The following is a 20957-nucleotide window of genomic DNA, read 5'->3' as shown; positions in this document are numbered from 1 at the left end:
TGTCGCGAGTCCGACGGCAGTGGCCACCCCTTGTTCGCACCGGCGAGGCCGATCGGGCAAGGTGGAGCCAGTAGGCAGCCCGACCGGGCGGCTGCCGGGGTGGCGGAGGAAGTGTCGTGTCCGAACGCAAGCCGGAGGGCGCACCGGCGCAGGAGGCGCCGCCCACCGAAGGGCTGCTCGGGCCGGATGTGCCGCCCATCGAACGGACCGTCAGCGTTCCGCACGCGCCGGAGCCCGCGCAGACCGAGGGACTGCTCGGGCACACCGAGACGGCGGAGGCCGCCGTCCGGGCGCGGAACCCGCTCGCGCAGGACACCCTCACGCCCGAGGAGTGGAACGCGGCCGGGTACACCCCGGCGTACGGGCTGGACCTGACCGAGCTGCACAAGGGCGCGCCCGGCGACGCCCCCTGGCCGGACCGGATGCGTACCCTGCTGCGCACCCCCATGGCCGAGCGGCCCGCGTTCGAGCGGACCCCGCGCGAGCTGCACCCGGCCGCCGGGGCGCAGGCCCAGCGCAACGTGCCCCGGGTGCTGGACCTGTCGCTGCGGATCGGCGAGCTGCTGCTGGCCAGCGGCGAGGCCGCCGAGGACGTGGAGGCCGCGATGCTCGGCATCGCGCACGCCTACCGGCTCGACCACTGCGAACCGCAGGTCACCTTCACGCTGATCTCGATCTCCCACCAGCCTTCGCTGATCGACCCGCCGGTCACCGCGGACCGGGTGGTGCGCCGCCGCACCTCGGACTACACCCGGCTGGCCGCCGTGTACGAGCTGGTCGCGGACATCACGGCGGAGAAGGTCACCGTCAACGACGCCTACCGGCGCCTCGCCGGGATCCGCCGCAACCGGCACCCGTACCCGGCGTGGCTGCTGTCGCTGGCCACCGGGCTGCTGGCCGGCGCGGCGTCCTTCCTGGTCGGCGGGAAGCTCGACGGCAAGGCCTGGCTGGTGTTCGCGGCGGCCTTCGTCGCCGCCGTGGTCGGCGACCGGCTGGCCTCGTTCATCGCCCGCCGCGGGCTGCCGGAGTTCTACCAGTTCGTGATCGCCGCGATGCCCGCCGCGCTCTGCGGCATCCTGCTGTCCTTCAACGAGCTGCACCTGCGCGGCTCGGTGGTGATCACCGGTGGACTGTTCGCGCTGCTGCCCGGACGGGCCATGGTCGCCGCCGTGCAGGACGGCCTGACCGGGTTCTACATCACCGCCGCCGCCCGGCTGCTGGAAGTCGTGTACCTGGTCGCGGGCATCGTCATCGGCGTGATGCTGGTGCTGTACGTCGGCGTCAACTACAACGCCAAACTGCGGCCCGACGAGTCGATCGGCGGCACCAGCGCCTCCCCGCCGGTCCAGCTGATCGCCGCGATGGTGCTGGCGCTGGCCTTCGCGATGCTGCTGCAGACCGACCGGCGCTCGCTGCCGATGGTGGTGCTGAACGCCGGCATCGGCTGGTCCACGTACGGCGTGCTGGTCTACAACGCCGGGATCTCGGCGATCGTCGCGACCGGCCTGGCCGCCGGTCTGGTCGGCCTGTTCGGCCAGCTGCTGGCCCGCTTCGAGGCGTCCTCCGCGCTGCCGTACGTGACGGCCGCGATGGGCCCGCTGATGCCCGGTTCGGCGCTGTACCTGGGCATGCTGGCGTTCGCCCAGGGCCACCCGTCGAACGGGCTGGTGTCGGCGAGCCGGGCCGTGGCGCTCGCGATGGCGCTGGCCATCGGCGTCAACCTCGGTGGCGAGGTGGCCCGGCTGTTCCTGAAGAACCCGGGCGCCAGCGACCGCGAAGCCCCGCACCTGCTGATCCCGCGCCGGGCCGCGAAGCGCACCCGCGGCTTCTGACCCGGCCCGGCCGACCGTACCGAACCGAAGGCACCACCCGATGCTCAGTGCACTGCTCGACGGCTACCACCAGCACATCGTGGAGGCCCACAAGCAGCCGCTGTTCCTGCTGCTGGTCGGGTTCATCACCTCCTTCGTGTGCATCCGCTTCAGCACCCGGATGATCCGCGCCCAGGTCCGCTGGTGGCCCGGCAACATCACCCCCGGCGGGCTGCACATCCACCACATGGTGTTCGGCCTGGGCTTCCTGCTGCTCGGCGGCATCGGCGTGTTCGCCACCGGCGGCGGCCACCCGTGGATCGACTGGTTCGGCCTGTCCTTCGGCATCGGCTGCGGCCTGGTGCTGGACGAGTTCGCGCTGATCCTGCACCTGGACGACGTGTACTGGAGCGAACAGGGCCGCAAGTCCGTGGACGCGGTGATCCTCGGCATCCTGCTCACCGCGCTGCTGCTCACCGGGTACGTGCCGCTCGGCCTGGTGCCCGGGCAGAGCACCCGGTGGGGGGTGGTCGCGGTGATCGCGGGCAACGCGCTGATGAGCGTGGTCGCGCTGCTCAAGGGCAAGGTGTGGACGGGGCTGCTGGGCATCATGGTGCCCGGCCTGTCCTGGATCGGCGCGGTCCGGCTGGCCCGCCCGTCCAGCCCGTGGGCGCGCTGGCGGTACGTCGGCCGCCCCCGGCGGATGGCCCGGGCGAACCGGCGCGAACGGCGGCTGCACGCCCGTACGGACCGGGCGCGTACCTGGCTGTTCGACCTGATCGCCGGGGCGCCCGACAAGGTGCCGGCCGGGCACCCCAAGGCGCACGCGGTGGCCGAGCGGATGGCCGCCAAGGCGCTGGCCCACCGCGGCCAGCCGCGGCCGACGGGCGGGCGGCGGGCCGTTGCCGCGGCCACCGACCCGGCCCGCCGGGCCCGCGCCCAGCGCCGCCGACGCACCGTCCGGGCCGGGCGGCCGCGCACCACCGCGACCGGCAAGCCGCCGCAGCGGGCACGCTGACGGATTGCCGGATACCGGGCCCCGGGGACGCCGGCCGGTAGGGTTCGTGGGCGACCCACCCCCTTCGCGCAGGCACCGGTTCCGACAATCGGACATCTCACCCGGGTGGCTGCATTGCGGTGGCGTCGACGCTCCGTCAGGTCTGAGAATCTGGCGGTGCGTGACCGAATTGTCACGTGATGGGACAGTCGGTCGATTCCTTTGGCCGACCACCAGAACGCGCCGAGGAAGGACCCTCATGCCCCGCAGGCTCCTCCCCGCCCTCCTCCTCGCCACCGCCGCACTGCTCACCCTGCTGCCCGCCGCGAGCGCCCCCGCCGCCCCCGTCCCCGCCGTCCGGCCCGCCGACGACCCCGACGACGAGGCGTACCCGTCCGCCGAGGACGTCGCCCGGGCCAAGGCCGAGGCCGACGGCAAGGCCGCCGACGCCACCGGCCTCGAAGCCCGGCTCGCCGCCGCCCGCTCCGAACTCGACCGGATCGGGCAGGCCGCCGAACAGGCCGTCGAGGCGTACAACGGCGCCCTCGCCCGGCTCGCCAAGGCCCAGCAGGCGGCAACGGCCGCCGCCGCCCGCGCCGCCATCGCGGAGGCCGCCCGGGCCCGGGCCGCCGACCGGGCCGCCGGGCTCGCCGCCGAGATGTACCGGCAGGGCGCCTCCCCCCAACTCGCCGCGCTGGACGCCTTGCTGGGCTCCCACGGCCCGAGCGAACTGTCCGTCCAGGCCGCCGCGGTCGGCGTCGCCGGCGCCCAGACCCGGCAGATCCTCGACGACGCCACCAGCACCGCGAAGGCCGCCGCCCGCGCCGCCGCCGACACCCGCCGCGCCGAGACCGCCGCCCGCACCGCCGCCGACACCGTCCGCACTGCCAAGGACGCCGCCCAGCAGCGGCTCGCCGACCAGCAGCGCCAGGTCACCGAGATCGGCCAACGCCAGGACACCCTGCTCGCCGAACTCGCCGCCGCCCGCGACACCAGCGTCGACCTCGAACGTCAACGCCAGGACGCGCTGGACGAGATCGCCCAGCGCGAGGCCGAGGAGGCCGCCCGCCAGGCCGAGACCGACCACGCCGGCGCCGGCCGGCTCCACCCCGCCCCCGAACGCGAACAGCCCTGGTCCGCCGAGGGCGCCGCGTCCGCCCTCGCCTTCGCCCGCTCCGTCATCGGCCTGCCCTACATCTGGGGCGGCGAAGGCCCCCAGGGCTACGACTGCTCCGGCCTGACCATGATGGCCTGGCGCCAGGGCGGCAAGAACCTCACCCACTTCGCCGCCGACCAGTACGCCGAATCCACCCCCGTCACCTACGACCGGCTCCGCCCCGGCGACCTGATCTTCTGGACCAAGACCGGCCGCGCCGCCGACATCTACCACGTCGCCATCTACCTCGGCGACGACCAGATGATCGAAGCCCCCCGCCCCGGCACCGCCATCAAGCAGGCCAGCCTCTGGATCATGGGACGCCCCGACTTCTACGCCCGTCCCTGACGCCCAGTCGGCATGCGGGCAGGGCGGGGCGGATGAGTCCGAACACCCCCCGCCCCCGGTGGGAACGGCGCACACTGAAGCCCTTCCACAGCCGACATGGAGATCCGGTGACTCTCGACATACAGGCGCTCGATCCGAACCACGCCAGTGAGCAGCAGCTGGCCGACTACCACGCGATGCGGGCCGCAGCCGTGGCAGTGGACTTCCCCGAGGACCCGCCGCTGACGTACGCGGCCGCGATCGGCCGCCTGCGCACACCGCCGGTCGAGGACGGACCGTGCCGCTTCTGGGTCGGCGACCTGGACGGGCGCCTGGCCGGTTCGGTCCGGGTCTCGCTGCCCGAGTCCTCGAACACCGGGATTGCCCAGGTCGAGGTCCACGTGCACCCCGCACTGCGGCGCCGCGGCGTCGGCACCGCACTGCTCCTGGCCGCGATGCCCGCGGTGCTGGAATCCCGGCGGGCCACCGTCCTCGGACAGCCCATGAAGCCCGACTCCGCCGGGGCCCCGTGGGCGGCCGGCCTCGGGTTCGAGGTGACGCACAGCATGGTGATGCAGGTCCTGCGCCTCGCCACGACCCCCGCGCAGCTGTGGGAGGTGCCTGTCCCGACCGGCTACCGCCTGGCCCAATGGACGGGAACGACCCCCGAGCCGCTCATCGACTCCTACGCCGTGGCGCGGCAGGCCATCGAGGACGCCCCGACCGGCGAATCGAGCTACCGGGCGACCCGCTGGACCCCGGCCCGGATCCGCGAGACCGACCGCGAACTGGCGGACGCCGGTGCGGAGCAGCGGGTCGTCATCGCCATCGACGACACCACGGACCAGGTCGCCGGAGTCCACGTCGTCCACAACTACCCGCACCGCCGCGAGATCGGCTACATCCACGACACTTCCGTGCTGGCCGCGCACCGCGGCCACCGGCTCGGCGCGGCGATGAAGGCCGCCATGGCGCGTCGACTCGCCGACGAGCGACCGGACCTGGACATCGTCTGTACCACCACCGCGACCACCAACACCCACATGATCGGCATCAATCACGCACTCGGCTACCACACCGCCAGGACGATGAACTGGGTCGAGACCACTACGGCGAAGCTCGCCGAGCGACTCGCCGCCATCGCCTGAAGCCGCCGCGCTCAGAGGTGATGCACGGGGGCCGCCTCGTCCGCCCGGAGTCAATTGACCGGCGCGTACTGCCGCTTGAGCGCGTTGCGGGCGCGGGTGAGACCGGCCTCCAGTTCCCCGTTGTGCGTCTCGGGGGCGAGGCCGTGGAGCCGGATCGGCCAGGCGGGCGCGGTGACGGGCAGCAGAGTCATGGCGGCATTGTTCCGGGCGTCACGGACAGGTGCTGACGCGCCGTCGGCGACTGGCCGGAAAACCGGATGACGCGGTTCGGGGCCCGTCATACCGTGGCCGGATGGGCAACGACACGCAGCAGCCTCGCGCCGACCAGGGCGTCGAGATCCGGCCGATCACCCGTGACGAACTCGCCGTGTGGGACCGGGCGGTAGCCCGCGGCTTCCTGCGGCCGCACGTCGCCCCGGCGAAGGAGTGGCGGGAGGTGCTGTTCGAGCCGGGGCGGATGCAGGGCGCGTTCGACCACACCGACCCGACGCCGGACGGGCCGCGCTGCGTGGCCACCTTCCGCAGCTTCGACACCGAACTGACCGTCCCCGGCGGGGCCCGGCTGACGGTGGACGCGATCACCGCCGTCACCGTCAACTCCACCCACCGCCGGCGCGGGCTGCTCAGCGGCATGATGCGCCACGACCTGGCCGCCGCCCGCGAGCGCGGCCTGTCCGCGGCGATCCTGATCGCCGCCGAGTACAACATCTACGGCCGCTTCGGCTTCGGCCCGGCCACCTACGCCAGCGGCTGGCGGGTGGACGTGCTGCGGGCCGGCGGCCTGCGGGCCGGGCTGCCCGTGCACGAGGGGCACCGGATCGACTTCGTCACGCTGGAGGAGGTCCGCAAGCTCGGCCCGGAGCTCTACGAGCGCTGGCGGCTCACCCAGCCCGGCGCGATCGGCCGCCCGGAGCACTGGTGGCGGCTGCGCACCGGCGACATCGAACTGCCCGGCTTCGACTGGAAGGAGGGTTTCACCGCCCTCCACCGCACCGCCGACGGCACCGTCACCGGCCTGATCAATTACACCGTGGACGAGAAGTTCGACGGCGCCTACCCCAATTGCCCGCTGAACGTCCGGGACTTCCTGGCGCTCGACCAGCAGACCGCCAACGCGCTCTGGGAGTTCGCGTTCTCCGTCGACTGGGTGCGCCACGTGATCGTTGACGGCCTGCGGCCCGACGATCCGCTGCCGCTGCTGCTGAACGACCCGCGCGCCGCCGTCCCGCACGAGGAGGACTCCGACTTCACCTGGCTGCGCCTGCTCGACCTGCCCGCCGCGTTCGCCGCCCGCCAGTACATCGCCCCGGGCCGCCTGGTGCTGGACGTCACCGACCCCGAGGGCTGGACGGCCGGCCGCTGGGCGCTGGAGACGGCCGCCGACGGCACCGGCCGGATCGTCCCCACCGAGGACGCGGCGGACCTCGCCCTCGGCGTCGGCGCGCTCGGCACCCTCTACCTGGGCGCCGACACCGCCACCCGCCTGGCCGCGGCCGCCGTGGTCTCCGAACTCACCCCCGGGGCCGCCACGTTGGCCGACACCCTGCTCCGTCCCGCCCGCACCCCCTGGAATCCCGACAGTTTCTGACGGCGCCTCAGAAAGTGTTGGGTAATCGGGTGATCACTCGTTCTTGAGGTCGTCGGCGAGGCGGCGGGCTGCTTCGGTCTCGATGGGGCCGTGCGGTTCGATCTCCTCGCCGGCGAGGCGGGCGGCCATGAGACGGATCATGGCGACCTTGATCATCGCTTCGGCGTGCGCGGTCTTGCGCTCGTAGTCCCGTGCCAACCGTCTGCACCGTCCCAGCCAGGAGAATGTCCGCTCGACCACCCACCTGCGGGGCAGCACCTGGAAGCCTTTCACATCCGCGTTCCGCGGCACCGCGACGATCTCCACGCTTTCACGTTCGGCCGCCCAGCCGACCAGGCCGGCATCGACGACGTTCACATAGCCGCCGTCGACCCAGACCATCCCGACCTGCGGAAACAGCTCCCGGATACCGGTGAGGACCAGCTTCGCGCCCGCCCGGTCCTGGACGGAGGCCGAGTGCACGACCGCCCGCAGCACGAGGCCGCAGGTGTCCACCAGCAGATGTCGCTTACGGCCCCGAACGCGTTTGCCCGCGTCGTAGCCGATCGCCTCGCCGCCCTGGTGGCTGCGGGCCGACTGCGAGTCCAGCACCGCCGCCGAGGGCTGCGGATCCCGGCCGTCTGCCACCCGGACCCGCTCGCGCAGCGCGTCGTGGACCCGGTCCCACGTGCCATCCGCCGTCCAGGCGCGGAACCACCGGTAGGCCACGTCCCACGGGACGAGGTCGTGGGGCACGAGCCGCCAGGCACAGCCGCTGACGAGTACGTACAGCACGGTGTCCACGACCGTCCGGCGGGGGAACTTCAGCGGACGGCCGGCCCGACGCGGATCCCGCTCCGGTAGCAGCGGCTCGATCACCGCCCACTGAGCATCCGTCAACGACGAGGCGTAGGAGGGCTTGCACGAACAGACACACATGGCGGCGATCTTCGCGAACACCTCGATGGCGAAGATCACCGCCAGCCCATCACAACACGCAGTTGATCAATTACCCAACACTTTCTCAGGCCACGGGTGGCTTGACGGCGGTCTTTCCTATGGTGGGCAGGATGAAGTCCTGAATGAGCCCCTTGGCGTCCCGGACAATCGGTCGGAATATCCGATAGCGCGACAGGTTGATCAACCGGGCCGCCATGGGGGTGGACCGCCGGACGAACTCGCGGGTGCGCTCGGTGTCCTCGGTGCGGTCGAAGACCCAGTAGAGGACGACGACCATCAGGTGCAACCACAGGACGTCGGGCAGGAGTTCGACCAGCTCGGCGTCCAGCTTGGGGGCCAGCTCGGAACCCTGAAGGGCATCGCGGAACAGCTCCACCGCGGTGGCCCGGGCCGGGTGCGACTCGTTGGAGAACGGGCTCAGCGAACTGGTCGGGTCGGCGGCCGTGCGGAAGAACTGCGCGGCGAACTCGTGGTACGGGGCGGCGGTGTCGAGCCAGGACTCAAGCGCGATCTGCAGCCGCTCGGCGAAATCCCGCGTATTGGCCATGCGATTCCTGGCGTCCGCCGCATGGTCATAGGTCATCCGGTCGTAGAACCCTTGAATCAGGAATTCCTTCGCCGAAAAATAATAGTAAGCATTCCCGACGGAGACGCCTGCCTCAGTGGCAATGGCGCGCATGGTGGTCTTCTCGTAGCCGCGCTCCTGGAAGAGCCGCATCGCGGTCTCCAGGATCAGGGCCCGGGTGGCCTCGCTCTTGTCCGTCTTCGGCTGGGCCCGGCCGCCCGGAAGTTCACCGCCGGACACAGTGGTGCCCGGCTCGTTCCGGTCGCTCGCGTTTTCCGGCTCCACAGGGCCCCGCTGGGGCCGTTCCCGGTCGTTCTCTGGCACCTTCGCCCCGCCTGCCGTTCGCTTCGCCCCAGTCGCCTGCGGACCAGTCACCTGTGGAACCGAGCCTAGCCCGGACCCGGACAACTCCGGACCGGGAGGGCGAAACGCCGCCCGGCGGGCAGCCCCGGTGCCCCCCGGCACCGGGCGCGTCATCTCCCCGCTCCGGCCATCCCCTCCTCGGCCGGGGCGCGCAGTTTCGAACGCGTTCAAAACTGTTCGGGACGACTCTAGGGCACCGGCTGAACGCGTTCAACCCTCGGTGTGTGGAAGGCTGGCGACATGCCCGCCACCCTGCGCGAAGGCGGCGCACCCGACGCCGCCGCCGTCGCCGCCCTGCTCACCGCCAGCCGCCGCAGCGCCTATGCCGGACTCGTCCCGGACGCGGCGCTCGCCGCCGACAGCTCGCAGCAAGTCCTGTGGGAACTGCGGCTGAGCGCGGACTACGGCCCGCCCGCCGACACCCCCACCCTGCTGCTCGCCGAAGACCCCGACGGCACCCTGGCCGGCTTCGCCTACCTGGTGCCCGACGGCGCCGTCGTCCGCCTGGAACAGCTGCACGTCCGCCCCGACCGCACCGGCACCGGCCTCGGCACCCGCCTGCTGCACGCCGCACTCGCCCGCCACCCGGACCGGCCCGTCCGCCTCGAGGTGCTGGCCGCGAACCGCCGCGCGATCCGCTTCTACGAGCGCCACGGCGCGAGCCGCGTCGGGCGCGGTGTCGCGCATTTCCCGGACGGGACGGTGCTGCCCGAGTACGAGTACGGCTGGCGGTAGGCGGGGCGCGAAAGCAGGGGCGCTGGGGGTACCCCCAGGCGAAGCCGAGGGGGCGGAACTGCGCGACAAGCGCACACCCGTCCGCAAGGTCGCGATCAAGTGCAAGTGATTGTCCTGCGTCGCGATCTTGCGGTTGGGTGCCTTCCGCTGCGCGCAGTTCTCCCCCAGCCCCAGCGGGCCGGGAGGTACCCCCACGCGCCCCTGGTGGTGCTCTCACCGGGTTCGCACCCGCTCGCGAATCGCGGCCGGAAGCGCGGCGAGCAGCGCCAGTGTCGCCGCGGCGAGGGGCAGGAGGTACCCGGTGCCGGGGGAGGTGTGCTGGGCGACGGCGCCGCCGAGTGTCGCGCCGGTGGAGATGCCGATCAGGATCGCGGAGACGGCCAGGGCCATGGCCTCGTTCAGACGGTGTGCGGGGAGAAGCTCCTGAACCATCGTCATGCCGGTGATCATGGTCGGTGCGGTGCCCGAGCCGGCGGCCAGTAGCGCCGCGCCCAGGAGTGTCACGCCCGCCCCGGCCCGGCCGGCCGTGAGCGGGAGCAGCATCAGGGCGGCCATCGCGCCCGCGCCGAAGGCGAGTCGCACTGCGGCCGGGCGTCGCGGGCGGATCGCGCCGAACGCCAGCCCGGAGGCGCAGGATCCGGCCGCGACCAGCGCCAGCAGCACGCCGCCGGCCGACTGCCGGCCGAGCGCGTCGGTGTAGGCGAGGGTGGTGACCTCCAGCGAGCCGAACAGCACGCCGGCCGCCAGGAAGCCGGCCAGCAGCGGGAGGAATCCCCGGGTTCGGATCAACCCCCTTGGGGTGGAGGTGGGTTGGGCGACTTCGGGCAGTGGCGGTTCGGTGCCGCGCTGGGCGGCGAACAGCAGGGTGCCGACGGTGCCCAGGGCCCAGGCGGCGAGCAGCCCGGCTTCGGGGGCGAGCGCCGTGCACAGGGCCATGCCGAGGACCGGTCCGGCCATGAAGCACAGCTCGTCCAGCGACTGTTCGAGCGCGTTGGCCCGGTGCAGCACGGCGGCGTCGGCGCGGTGCAGGTGCGCCCAGCGGGCCCGGGCCATGCCGCCCAGGTTGGGGCTGGTGCCGGACAGCGCCCAGCACAGGAAGAGCGTCCAGTCGGGTGCGCCGGAGCGGACGCAGAGCAGCAGCGCGCCCGTCGGAAGTGCGGTGGCGAGGACGGCGGGGACGGCGACCCGGGCCTGTCCGAGCCGGTCGACCAGCCGCCCGAGCGGCGGCAGCAGCGCTGCCCCGGCCAGCACCCCGACCGCCGAGACCGCGCCGGCCAGCGCGTACGAGCCGCGACGGTCGGCGATCAGCACCACGACGGAGACGCCGTACATCGCCAGGGCGAGCCGGCCGAGCAGACCGGCCAGGGTGAACGTGAGACTGCCCGGCACGGCGAACACCGGGCGGTAGCGGGCGAGTGGCAGGGACAACGCACAACTCCGGGGGAGAAGAGGGGGATTGCTCCACCCTCGGGCCGGGCCCGGGGCGCCGTCCAACACTTAATCCGTCCGATCCACCGGATCCTGTTGTTAATCTCCCGCCGTGCCCCGTGACGTCCACCCCCGCCTGTTGCGCAGCTTCGCCGCCGTCGCCGAGACCCTCCACTTCGGCCGCGCCGCCGAACGCCTGCACCTGGCCCAGCAGGCCGTCAGCCGGGACGTGCAGGCGCTGGAGCGGGAGCTCGGCTGTGCGCTGTTCCAACGCTCCACCCGCAGCGTCGAGTTGACCGAAACGGGGGCGGCGCTGCTGCCGAAGGCCCGCCAACTGCTGGAACTCCAGGGCGAGATCACCGCGCTCGGCGACACCCGGACGCTGCTGGTGGACGTCAACAGCCCCGGCGGCGACCGCGAACTCACCGCCGAGCGGGTTCTCGCCGCCGCCCGCCGGCGCCGTCCGGAGGCCGAGCTGCTGGCCCGCTACTGCGGTGGACTCACCGCTGCCGCACGGGAGTTGGCGGCGCACCGGCTGGACGCCTCGTTCGGGCGGTACGCCGGACTGCCGGCCGCCGTGCGGTCCCGGCTGGCGCACCTGCCGGTGCGGCTGGAGCCGATGGCGGTGTTCCTGCCGCTCGGCCATCCGCTGGCCGCGCTGCCCGCCGTGCCGCTGGCCGCGCTGGCCGGGCATCCGGTGGACGTGTTCGCGGGGCAGCCGGACACCGCCGAGTGGACCGACCTGGGCCTGCGGCTGCTCGCCGAGCACGGCCTGGCTGCCGCACCCGGCCGTACTCCGCCGGTCGGTGCCGCCGAGTTCGCCCGCTACCTGACCCGGCACGGCAGCCCGATCCTCACCACTACGGACGGGCCGGACATCCCTGGCGGGGTGGCGCGGCCGCTGGTCGATCCGGTGCCGCTCAGCCTGGTCGGCCTGGTGCACCGGCCCGAACCGCGCCACCCCGGGCTGGCCGCACTGCGCGAATCGGCGGCCGAACTCGCCGCCGCGGAAGGCTGGTTGGCGAGGCCGCCGGGGAGCTGGCTGCCGGCCGAGGACGCCGCGCTGCTGCGGTAGCGCAGGCCGCGGAAACGGCTGCGGAAAGCGCTGCGGAAACGGCGGCGCCCCCGCCGTGGGGGGACGGCAGGGGCGGTACCGGGGGCCGCGGGGCGGCCGGGACAGGCGGTCTCAGGAGGCTCGCACGGCGGAGATGTCCAGCGTCAGCTTGACCTTCTCGCCGATCAGCACGCCGCCGGTCTCCAGCGCGGCGTTGTAGGTCAGGCCCCAGTCGGTGCGGTCCACGGAGGTGCCGCCCTCGAAGCCGACCCGGTTGGCGCCGTAGATGTCGGTGGCCGCGCCGGTGAACTCCAGGTCGAGGATGACCGGGCGGCTGGTGCCCTTGATGGTCAGGTCGCCGTGCATCCGGTAGGTGTCGCCGTGGATGCGCTCGGCGGAGGTCGACTTGAAGGTGATCTCCGGGAAGGTGGCGGCGTCGAAGAAGTCGCCGGTGCGCAGGTGCTCGTCGCGCTGGGCCTGGTTGGTGTGGATCGAGGCGACCTTGATCACCAGGTCGGCGCGGGAGTTGGCCGGGTGGGCGCCGTCCAGGTGCAGCTTGCCCTCGTACTCGGTGAACTCGCCGCGGACGTTGGTGACCATCGCGTGGCGGACCGCGAAGCCGATCTTCGAGTGGGTGGAGTCGATCGTGTAGTCGCCGGTGAGGTGCGCCAGGTCCGGGCCCTGGACGGCGGCCGGGGCGATGGTGGCGGTGTTCTTGTTGCGGTTGAAGATGCCCATGGCTTCTCTCCTTCGGGAGGGTCGAAGCCGTTTGTTGAGGCTTCAACTTGTTGATGGCTCCACCATAGCCCGATCTGGTTCAACGTTCAACCATGAAGTCCAAATTTGAACCATCCGGGTGGAACCCTTGGTTTTCCCCAGCCTGTGGAGGGCGGTGGAAAACCGGATGCGCCGGGCGGATCCGGCGGTTCACACTGGCCGCCGACCCCCCGTTACTCCCCGAGGAGACTCGTGCAGTCAGCCGTCACCGTGTCGCCGTCCCAGGTCCCCGAGCTGCTGCTCGGACTCGCCACCGTGCGGCCGGTGTTCCTGTGGGGAGCACCCGGTATCGGCAAGTCCTCGCTGGTCAACCAGTTCGCCGAGTCGCTCGGCCTGGAGTGCGTCTCGCTGCTCGGCACCCAGCTCGCCCCCGAGGACCTGATCGGCGTCCCGCAGATCACCCCCGAGGGCCGGTCCCGGTTCTGCCCGCCCGAGATCATCGCCCGCGACCAGCCCTACTGCCTGTTCCTGGACGAGCTCAACGCCGCCACACCGGACGTGCAGAAAGCCTTCTACTCGCTGATCCTGGACCGCCGGATCGGGAACTACGAGCTCCCGGCCGGCTCCATCGTGATCGGCGCCGGCAACCGCGCCACCGACGGCGCCCTCGCCCGCCCGATGCCGTCCGCGCTGCTCAACCGCCTGGTCCACGTCCACCTGCGGGCCAGCTCCGACGACTGGCTCGGCTGGGCCGGCGCGCACGGCATCCACCCGTGGATCACCGACCACCTCACCGACAGGCCCGACCACCTGTGGTCCAACCCGCCCAAGACCGAGGAACCGTTCTCCACCCCGCGCGCCTGGCACATGCTCTCCGACGCGCTGCACTCCTTCGGCGCCGGCCTGGACGAGGAGACCCTCAAGGTCCTCGCACACGGACTGCTCACCCCCGCGCACGCCGTCGCCTTCTGCGGCTACGTGAAGATCGTCCGCAACGCGTACGGGCTGGAGGCCATCCTCAAGGGCGACGCCTCCTGGCCGAAGCGGGTCGAGGACCGCGACCTGCTCTACTACCTCGCCGACAGCTTCCGTGGCCGACTGGTCAAGGAACTGCCCGCCCGCAAGGAACACGCCTCGCCGACCGTCCGCCAGCACGCCTACCGCTCCAAGTCACTGCTGGTGCAACTCGCCGAGATCTCCGTCGAAGTCGCCCAGACCGTCATCGCCGACGGCCCCGACGGCAACCCCGTGCTGCCGTCCTGGTTCCTCATCGAAGCCGCCCGCGACCTGCCCCGCCTGGTCGAGGCCCGCCGGTGAGCACCCGCCGCCCCGCCGACAAACCCGAACAGGACCCGGCCAAGGCCGCGTTCGCCGCCGGACTCGCCACGGTCAAGGCCAACCCGGCACTCCGCGCTGTCCCCGCCACCCTCTGCACCCTCGAGCCGGAATACTGCGACCTGCACCCCGCCACCGGCTGGGCCGTCGTCACCTCCAACGGCACCGTGCACGCCCACCGCACCCGCCGCGCCGAACCCGAGGAATGGGCCTGGGCCCTCGCCCACGCCCTGCTCCACCTCGGCTTCGGCCACCTCCCCGCCGCCCGCGGCCCCCGCACCCAGCCCGACGCGCCCGAACTTGCCGCCCGTTGCACCGTCGTCAACCGCTACCTCGCCAACTTCCACATCGGCCGCGCCCCCGACGACCTGCCCGCCGCCTGGCCCGGCGGCGACGAAGAGACACTCGCCGCCCGCTGGCGCCGCGACGGCATCCCCGCCGAATACCGGGCCTGCGGCACCGGCGGCGACCGGCCCGACCAACTCCTGCGCGCCTGGTACTCGACCGACGACCCCGAGGACTGGACGCTCGCCTTCGCCCACGCCCTCACCCGCACCGTCTCCGCCGCGATGGACCTCGCCGCCGGCCGCCGCGAACACCTCGGCGGGCCCCGCCTCCCGCAGGGACCGTGGGAACGGGCGCTCAGCTGGTTCGTGGCCAACTACCCGCTGCTCGGCGGCCTCGCCGCCGGTCTCACCCTGGTCGCCGACGCCGAACTCGCCCGCGCCCACGGCATCTCGATCGCCGCCGTCAACGCCGACGCCGGCGAGATCTACCTCAACCCGCTGCGCCGCCAGACCGACGAGGAATGGCGCTTCATCCTCGCCCACGAAATGCTGCACGCCGCCCTCCGCCACGGCGACCGGGCCGGCGGCCGCGACCCCTACCTCTTCAACGTCGCCGCCGACTACGTCATCAACGGCTGGCTGCTCGAAATGGGCGTCGGCGACATGCCCGAAGGACTGCTCCACGACCCCGAGTTGAAGGGCCTCTCGGCAGAAGAGGTCTACGACCGGATCGTCCGAGACCAGCGCCGCATGCGCCGCCTCGCCACCCTGCGCGGCAAGGGCCTCGGCGACATCCTCGGCGAACCCCTGCCCCGGCCCGGCCACGGCGGCTACGTCGACCTGGACGAGTTCTACCGGCGCGGCCTGCTCCAGGGCTTCGACCTGCACACCCGCGAACGCGGCCTGCTCCCCGCCGGACTGGTCGAGGAAATCCGCGCCCTCGCCCACCCGCCACTGCCCTGGGACGCGCAACTCGCCCGCTGGTTCGACGAGTTCGTCCCCCGACCAGAACCCCTCCGCTCCTACGCGAGACCCTCCCGGCGACAGTCCGCCAGCCCCGACATCCCCCGGGCCGGCCGCTACCACCCGCCCGAGGAGACCCCGCGCTGCACCTTCGGCGTCCTCCTCGACACCTCCGGCTCAATGAGCCGCACCCTCCTCGGCAAGGCCCTCGGCGCGATTGCCTCCTATGCCGCCGCCCGCGACGTCCCCGCCGCCCGCCTCATCTGCTGCGACGCCGCCCCGCACGACTCCGGCTACCTCCCCGTCGCCGAACTCGCCTCCCGCGTACGGCTCCACGGCCGCGGCGGGACGGTACTCCAGCCCGGCATCGACCTGCTCACCCGAGCCCAGGACTTCCCGCCGACGGCGCCGGTACTGATCATCACGGACGCGGAGTGCGACGTGCTGCGCGTGCCCCGACGGGAGCACGCGTACCTGATCCCGCGCGGTGCGACGTTGCCGTTCACGCCACGGGGGCCGGTGTTCCACATGAGCTGAGCAACCAGTGAGAGCACAAGCAACCAGGGAGAGCACAACCAGGGGCGCGGGGAACTGCGCGAAGGGGAACGCACCCGCCGGCAAGATCGCGACGCAGGACAGTGACCTGCACTTGATCGCGACCTTGCGGACGGGCCTTGCGCTTGTCGCGCAGCTCTCCCCGCGCCCCTGGTTGGTCACTCACCAGCTTTATGGTGGAAGCCCAGCCACTCACGTTCTCGGAGGCCCCGTTGTACGTCCTGCACGCGCTCTGGCGGGCCGACGGCCGCCTCGCGGTGTGGGCGGAGGATGCGGCGGCGTTCACGGGGCGCGCCGTACAAGGGTCGCGGCACCCGTACGCGTGCTCGGCAGGCGAGGTCGCGGGGCTGCTCGCGGCTACCGGTGGGGGGCCCGCGTGGCTCGCGGAGCGGGGGGCCGAGCGGTGGGTGAGTCTGCGGTTGCCGACGCTGGGCTCGCGGCCGACGCCGTCGCCGGATCTGCCGGTGGGGTCGACCGCGAAGGGGCTGGTGCTGCAGGCGTGGCGGGTGCCGGCGTTGGTGTTCGAGCGGGCCGAGGCGGCGCAGCTGCTGGGTGAACTGTTCGATCCGTACTGGCCGGGGACGACCGTCGAGCTGCCCGGTGGGCGGGCGGCGGAGCTTGCGTACGGGGCGTCGTTGCGGTGGTTGACGGCGGTGCACGACCTGGCGTGGCGGCTGGTCGGACGGGGGCGGGTGCTGCCCGCGCTGGTGGAGGAGGCGGACGGGTGGGCGGCGCGCTGGCGTCCCGCGCTCGATGGTCCGGCCCGCCGCGAGAGCAGCGGCCTGGCGGCGGGTTGCCCGCCGATCGCCCGCGCGGAGGACGGCGCCGAGCGCACCGGTGCGGCCCTGTTCACCGCCGTCCTGGACGCCCTCACCGACCACGAGACCCGCACCGCGCTCGAGGCGCCGCCGGCAGCCGCGGCGCCGCAGGACTGGCTGGAAGCCCTCCGCAGCGCCGACCCCCGCCTCCCTGCCGCGCCCGACTCCGACGTCGCGGAGCGCCTCGCGGCGTGGAGCGCGGGGACGGAGCCCGCCGGTGAAGTCCGGCTCGCGTTCCGGCTGGCGGAGCCGCTGGGCAGTGCGCCGGACAACCCGGATGCGGAAGTCCCGGACGAGAACTGGCGGCTGGACGTGCTGGCCGGCCCGGCGGACCGGCCTTCGCTGCTGCTGCCCGCGGCCGAACTCTGGTCGGACGGGCCGGGGTTGGCGGCGTTGGGCCGCACTCTCGGCGACCCGGTGGAGGCGTACCTCGCCGAACTGGACCGCGCCGCCCGACTCTGCCCGGACCTGCGCGCGGCCCTGCACCGCACCCGGCCCACCGGCGTCGATCTGGACCGGGCCGGCGCGCTCGCGTTCCTGCGCGACACCGCTCCGTTGCTGACCGCCGCCGGGTACGGCGTGCTGCTGCCCGCGTGGTGGCGCCGGCGGCCGCGTCTCGGCCTGGCGGCAAGCGCGCACAGCGGTCCTGCGTCCGGTGCGGTGAAGCGTGCGGCGCAGGCCGACCGCGACGCCGTGGTGGACTTCCGCTGGCAGCTCGCGGTGGGCGAACAGCCGCTCACCCAGGAGGAGTTGGACGAGCTGGCCGGCGCCCAGCAGGGCCTGGTCCGGCTGCGCGGCCAGTGGGTGGAGGTGGACGCGGCCCAACTCGCCGCCGCCCTGCGGTTCCTGGCCGCCCGCCGGGACGATCCGCAGCTGGACGCCGCGACGCTGCTGCGGCTCGCCCTGGACGACGGCGCGGTGGTCGACGGCCTGCCGGTCACCGTGGTGCACGCCGACGGCCCGCTCGGCGACCTGCTCGCGGGCCGCCTCGGCCGGCTCCCCGGCGCTCACCGCACCCCGCCCCCGCCCGGCTTCGCCGGTGCTCTGCGCCCGTACCAGGAACGGGGGTTGGCCTGGCTGGACGCCCTCGGCCGGCTCGGGCTGGGCGCGGTGCTGGCCGACGACATGGGCCTCGGCAAGACCGTCCAGACGCTCGCCCTGCTGGCCCTGGAGCACGCCCGCGGCGCCCGCGGCCCCGTCCTGCTGGTCTGCCCGACCTCGCTGGTCGGCAACTGGCAGCGCGAGGCGGCCCGGTTCGCTCCCGCCCTGCGCGTCCAGCTGCACCACGGCCCCGACCGCACCGCCCCCGATCCGGCCGCCGACCTGGTGATCACCACCTACGGGGTGCTCCAGCGCGACGCCGCGGCACTGCGCGCGATCCGCTGGCGGCGGGTGGTCGCGGACGAGGCCCAGCACATCAAGAACCGCTCCGCCCGGCAGTCCCGGGCGATCCGCTCGCTGCGCTCCGGCCCGCGGATCGCGCTCACCGGCACGCCGGTGGAGAACCGCCTCGCCGAACTGCACACCGTCCTGGACTTCGCCAACCCCGGCCTGTTCGGCACGGCCGAGTCGTTCAAGGAGCGCTACGCCGTCCCGGTCGAGCAGTCCGGCAACCGGGAGGTCGCCGCCCAGCTCCAGCGGCTCACCGGCCCGTTCCTGCTGCGCCGCCTGAAGAGTGACCCCGAGATCGGCGAACAGCTGCCCGCCAAGCAGGAGTTCACCGTCCGCTGCAACCTGACGCCGGAGCAGGCCGGGCTCTACCAGGCGGTGGTCGCCGAACTGCTGCGCCGCCTGAGCGGGGTGCGTGGGGTGGAGCGCAAGGGCGCGGTGCTGGCGGCCCTCGGCCGGCTCAAGCAGGTCTGCAACCATCCGGCCCAACTCCTGCACGACCACTCGCCGTTGGGCGGACGCTCGGGCAAGGTCGAGCGGCTGGTCGCGCTGCTCCGGGAGGCCCTGGCGGAGGGCGACCGGACGCTGGTGTTCACCCAGTACGCCGAGTTCGGCGCGCTGCTCCAGCCGCACCTGCGCCACCGGCTCGGCACCCAGGTGCTCCACCTGCACGGCGGGCTGTCCGCGCCGCGCCGCCAGGAACTCGTCGACCGTTTTCAATCCCCGGACGGGCCAGGGGTGTTCGTGCTGTCGCTGAAGGCGGGCGGGACGGGGCTCAACCTGACCGCCGCCAACCAGGTGATCCACCTCGACCGCTGGTGGAACCCCGCCGTCGAGGACCAGGCCACCGACCGCGCCCACCGGATCGGCCAGCACCGCGAGGTCCAGGTCCGCCGCCTGGTCTGCGTCGGCACCGTGGAGGAGCGGATCGCCGAACTCCTCCAGGCCAAGCGCGAGTTGGCGGACGCCGTGGTCGGCGCCGGCGAACAGTGGCTGACCGAACTGCCCACCGAGCAGCTGCGCGAACTGCTCACCCTGTCCGCCGACGCCGTGGGGGAGTGACCGCCATGACCAAACGCCCCGACTCCGACCGCCCCCTCGACCAGTGTCTGGACGCCTTCTGGCAGGGCGAGTTCACCCTCCGCCCGCCCGACGCGCCGCCCGAACGCCCCGACCCGGCCCTAGACCACCTCGGCCCGAGCGGCCTGACCGTCCGCGGCCGCGACCTCGCCGAACTGCTGGCCCCCGACTACCGCCGCCTGGTGGACGACAGTTGAGGTGCTATCCCAGGAACTCTCCCACCAGTCGGGAGAATTCGGCCGGCTTCTCGACCCAGGGCCGGTGCCCCACGCCCTCCAGCACCTCCAGCCGGGCCCCCGGATGGAGCGCGGCCGCCAGCCGGGCCGGAGCGGTGCCGATCATCCCGTCCAACTGCCCCGCCACCACCAGCACCGGCACGGCGACGGGTGCGGCCTCGCCCGCGCCCGCGTAGAACGCCGCCCGCATCCACAGCGCGATCGGCACCAGCTCCGGATCGAAGGACGCGGCGCGCGCCCGGTCGTCCCAACTGCCCCAGAAGAACGGGGTGATGCGTGCGGTCAGCTCCGCCGGATCGCCCTGCCCGGCGGCCAGCAGCGCCGCCGCCCGCGCCGCGTCCGGGTACCAGGGCTGGTCGGCGCGGGCGGCCCGGAGCGCCGCCAGCTCCGCCTCGTCCGGCTCGCGCGAGCCCCGCCCGACCGGCGTCACCAGCACCAACGACCGCACCCGGTGCGGGAATTCGGCGGCGTAGCGCTGGGCGGTGAGGGCGCCTGCGGAGTGGCCGAGCAGGTCGAAGGAGTCGAGCCCGAGGTGCTCGCGCAGCGCCTCCAGGTCCTTCACCTGCTCGGTGAACGAGCAACTCGCCCGGTCGGCGGGCTCGGTGGAGCGGCCACTGCCGCGCGGGTCGAGCCGGATCAGCCGCCGGTGCGCGTCCAGGCCGCCGAGGTCGCCCAGGTAGCGGGCGTCCGCGCCCGGGCCGCCCGGGATCGCCAACAGTGGGGCGCCGTCGCCGAGTTGCTCGTAGTGCAGGGCCGTTCCGTCGTGGGCCTGAAAGGTCGTCATGCGGCGGATGGTGCCACGCGTCGGACCGGGCCCGCCCGGAATTCCGCGCCTCGGTCAGATCAGCCCGTGACCGCGTAGCGCCGCCCGCAGCCCTGCCGCACCCAGATAGTGGTGGCCGTGCATCCCGAGCGCCTCGGCGGCGGCCACATTCCCGGCGCTGTCGTCCACGAACAAGCAGGCTGTGACCGGCATTTGGGCCCACTCGGCCGCTGCCAGGTAGACCCGCTCGGCAGGCTTGGCGACCCCCAGGCGCGCGGTATTGACCACCGCGTCGAAGACGGCGTCCAACCCGAGCGCAGCCAGGTCGGCTTCCAGCCGGGTGGTCCCGTTGGAGACCAGCACCACCGGCACGCTCCGGCGGACCTCGCCGAGCAACCCCAACACCTCCGCATCCACCCAGGACGCCTGCCGCCCCCAACCCGCAACCACCTCGCGCGCCCGCGCCGCCGACCCGCACACCACACCAAGATCCTCCGCCACGGCGGCCCCGCCACTGCTCATCGGTGACCAGCCCGGTGACAGCAGGCACCAGCCGCTCCGCCCGGAACGCCGCCCCCGCGACGGTGCCCGGCGGCAGCCCGTGCGCCGCGTCCACCTCGGCCAGGTCGGCCCAGATCCGCAGCACCCCGTCCAGATCGCACAGCACCGCGCCGATCCGCCGCTCCGCCATCACGCCACCCCT

General features: G+C 73.3%; 18 protein-coding genes. 11 read left to right on the top strand and 7 right to left on the bottom strand.

The window, feature by feature from the left end; all coding sequences use genetic code 11:
- Positions 1–116: 116 nt before the first annotated feature.
- From ACGFWJ_RS16855 to ACGFWJ_RS16840, 4 genes are all read left to right on the top strand, one after another.
- Positions 117–1832, top strand: a complete 1716-nt coding sequence (locus ACGFWJ_RS16855) for a threonine/serine exporter ThrE family protein (protein ID WP_387643896.1) — start codon at positions 117–119, stop codon at positions 1830–1832.
- Between the two features lie 40 nt (positions 1833–1872).
- Positions 1873–2829 (top strand): hypothetical protein, encoded by a 957-nt coding sequence (locus tag ACGFWJ_RS16850; protein WP_392949912.1) that lies wholly within the window; start codon positions 1873–1875, stop codon positions 2827–2829.
- Between the two features lie 238 nt (positions 2830–3067).
- Entirely contained in the window at positions 3068–4312 is a 1245-nt protein-coding gene (locus ACGFWJ_RS16845) for a C40 family peptidase (protein ID WP_392949909.1), read from the top strand.
- A 107-nt stretch (positions 4313–4419) separates the two neighbouring features.
- Positions 4420–5439: a GNAT family N-acetyltransferase gene (locus tag ACGFWJ_RS16840; RefSeq protein ID WP_392949906.1), complete on the top strand. Its 1020-nt coding sequence runs from the start codon at positions 4420–4422 to the stop codon at positions 5437–5439.
- A 50-nt stretch (positions 5440–5489) separates the two neighbouring features.
- Here ACGFWJ_RS16840 and ACGFWJ_RS16835 read toward each other — a convergent pair whose 3' ends face one another.
- A complete protein-coding gene (locus ACGFWJ_RS16835; RefSeq protein ID WP_392949903.1) occupies positions 5490–5630 on the bottom strand; it encodes a hypothetical protein in 141 nt (46 codons plus the stop codon).
- Positions 5631–5731: 101 nt separating this feature from the next.
- Here ACGFWJ_RS16835 and ACGFWJ_RS16830 point away from each other — a divergent pair, with 101 nt between their 5' ends.
- Positions 5732–7027: a GNAT family N-acetyltransferase gene (locus ACGFWJ_RS16830; RefSeq protein WP_392949900.1), complete on the top strand. Its 1296-nt coding sequence runs from the start codon at positions 5732–5734 to the stop codon at positions 7025–7027.
- A 33-nt stretch (positions 7028–7060) separates the two neighbouring features.
- Here the strand turns inward: ACGFWJ_RS16830 and ACGFWJ_RS16825 are convergent, their stop codons facing one another.
- Both ACGFWJ_RS16825 and ACGFWJ_RS16820 read right to left on the bottom strand, forming a co-directional pair.
- Positions 7061–7945, bottom strand: a complete 885-nt coding sequence (locus ACGFWJ_RS16825; RefSeq protein ID WP_392950024.1) for an IS5 family transposase — start codon at positions 7943–7945, stop codon at positions 7061–7063.
- 85 nt (positions 7946–8030) lie between these two features.
- Entirely contained in the window at positions 8031–8855 is an 825-nt protein-coding gene (locus ACGFWJ_RS16820) for a TetR family transcriptional regulator (RefSeq protein ID WP_392949897.1), read from the bottom strand.
- Positions 8856–9134: 279 nt separating this feature from the next.
- On the opposite strand from ACGFWJ_RS16820, the gene ACGFWJ_RS16815 reads away from it, so the two are divergent.
- Positions 9135–9629 (top strand): GNAT family N-acetyltransferase, encoded by a 495-nt coding sequence (locus ACGFWJ_RS16815; RefSeq protein ID WP_392949894.1) that lies wholly within the window; start codon positions 9135–9137, stop codon positions 9627–9629.
- Between the two features lie 213 nt (positions 9630–9842).
- On the opposite strand, the gene ACGFWJ_RS16810 is transcribed toward ACGFWJ_RS16815, so the two are convergent.
- Positions 9843–11057 carry an MFS transporter gene (locus ACGFWJ_RS16810; protein WP_392949892.1) on the bottom strand — a complete coding sequence of 405 codons (1215 nt, stop codon included), beginning with the start codon at positions 11055–11057 and terminating at the stop codon, positions 9843–9845.
- A 112-nt stretch (positions 11058–11169) separates the two neighbouring features.
- On the opposite strand from ACGFWJ_RS16810, the gene ACGFWJ_RS16805 reads away from it, so the two are divergent.
- Positions 11170–12132 carry a LysR family transcriptional regulator gene (locus ACGFWJ_RS16805; protein ID WP_392949889.1) on the top strand — a complete coding sequence of 321 codons (963 nt, stop codon included), beginning with the start codon at positions 11170–11172 and terminating at the stop codon, positions 12130–12132.
- A gap of 111 nt (positions 12133–12243) precedes the next feature.
- Here the strand turns inward: ACGFWJ_RS16805 and ACGFWJ_RS16800 are convergent, their stop codons facing one another.
- Positions 12244–12849: a YceI family protein gene (locus ACGFWJ_RS16800; RefSeq protein ID WP_392949886.1), complete on the bottom strand. Its 606-nt coding sequence runs from the start codon at positions 12847–12849 to the stop codon at positions 12244–12246.
- Positions 12850–13080: 231 nt separating this feature from the next.
- On the opposite strand from ACGFWJ_RS16800, the gene ACGFWJ_RS16795 reads away from it, so the two are divergent.
- The 4 genes from ACGFWJ_RS16795 (at position 13081) to ACGFWJ_RS16780 (ending at position 19452) form a co-directional block, all read left to right on the top strand.
- Positions 13081–14145, top strand: coding sequence for an ATP-binding protein (locus tag ACGFWJ_RS16795; RefSeq protein WP_392949883.1), 1065 nt, complete (start codon positions 13081–13083; stop codon positions 14143–14145).
- Positions 14142–15950, top strand: a complete 1809-nt coding sequence (locus tag ACGFWJ_RS16790) for a hypothetical protein (RefSeq protein WP_392949881.1) — start codon at positions 14142–14144, stop codon at positions 15948–15950. The genes ACGFWJ_RS16795 and ACGFWJ_RS16790 overlap by 4 nt, the downstream gene beginning before the upstream one ends.
- A gap of 230 nt (positions 15951–16180) precedes the next feature.
- Complete coding sequence (locus ACGFWJ_RS16785) at positions 16181–19237, top strand: SNF2-related protein (protein ID WP_392949878.1); 3057 nt, start codon at positions 16181–16183, stop codon at positions 19235–19237.
- Positions 19238–19242: 5 nt separating this feature from the next.
- Positions 19243–19452 carry a hypothetical protein gene (locus ACGFWJ_RS16780; RefSeq protein ID WP_392949875.1) on the top strand — a complete coding sequence of 70 codons (210 nt, stop codon included), beginning with the start codon at positions 19243–19245 and terminating at the stop codon, positions 19450–19452.
- A 4-nt stretch (positions 19453–19456) separates the two neighbouring features.
- Here the strand turns inward: ACGFWJ_RS16780 and ACGFWJ_RS16775 are convergent, their stop codons facing one another.
- A complete protein-coding gene (locus ACGFWJ_RS16775; protein WP_392949872.1) occupies positions 19457–20275 on the bottom strand; it encodes an alpha/beta fold hydrolase in 819 nt (272 codons plus the stop codon).
- Positions 20276–20329: 54 nt separating this feature from the next.
- The gene (locus ACGFWJ_RS16770) at positions 20330–20755 is read right to left on the bottom strand and encodes an HAD family hydrolase (RefSeq protein WP_392949869.1); all 426 of its coding nucleotides are present in this window, start codon (positions 20753–20755) and stop codon (positions 20330–20332) included.
- Positions 20756–20957 lie beyond the last annotated feature (202 nt).

Source organism: Kitasatospora sp. NPDC048407 (genome assembly GCF_043200475.1).
Classification (GTDB): domain Bacteria; phylum Actinomycetota; class Actinomycetes; order Streptomycetales; family Streptomycetaceae; genus Kitasatospora.
The sequence above is the reverse complement of the archived record's forward strand: the minus strand, read 5'-3'. Positions and strand labels throughout refer to the sequence as shown.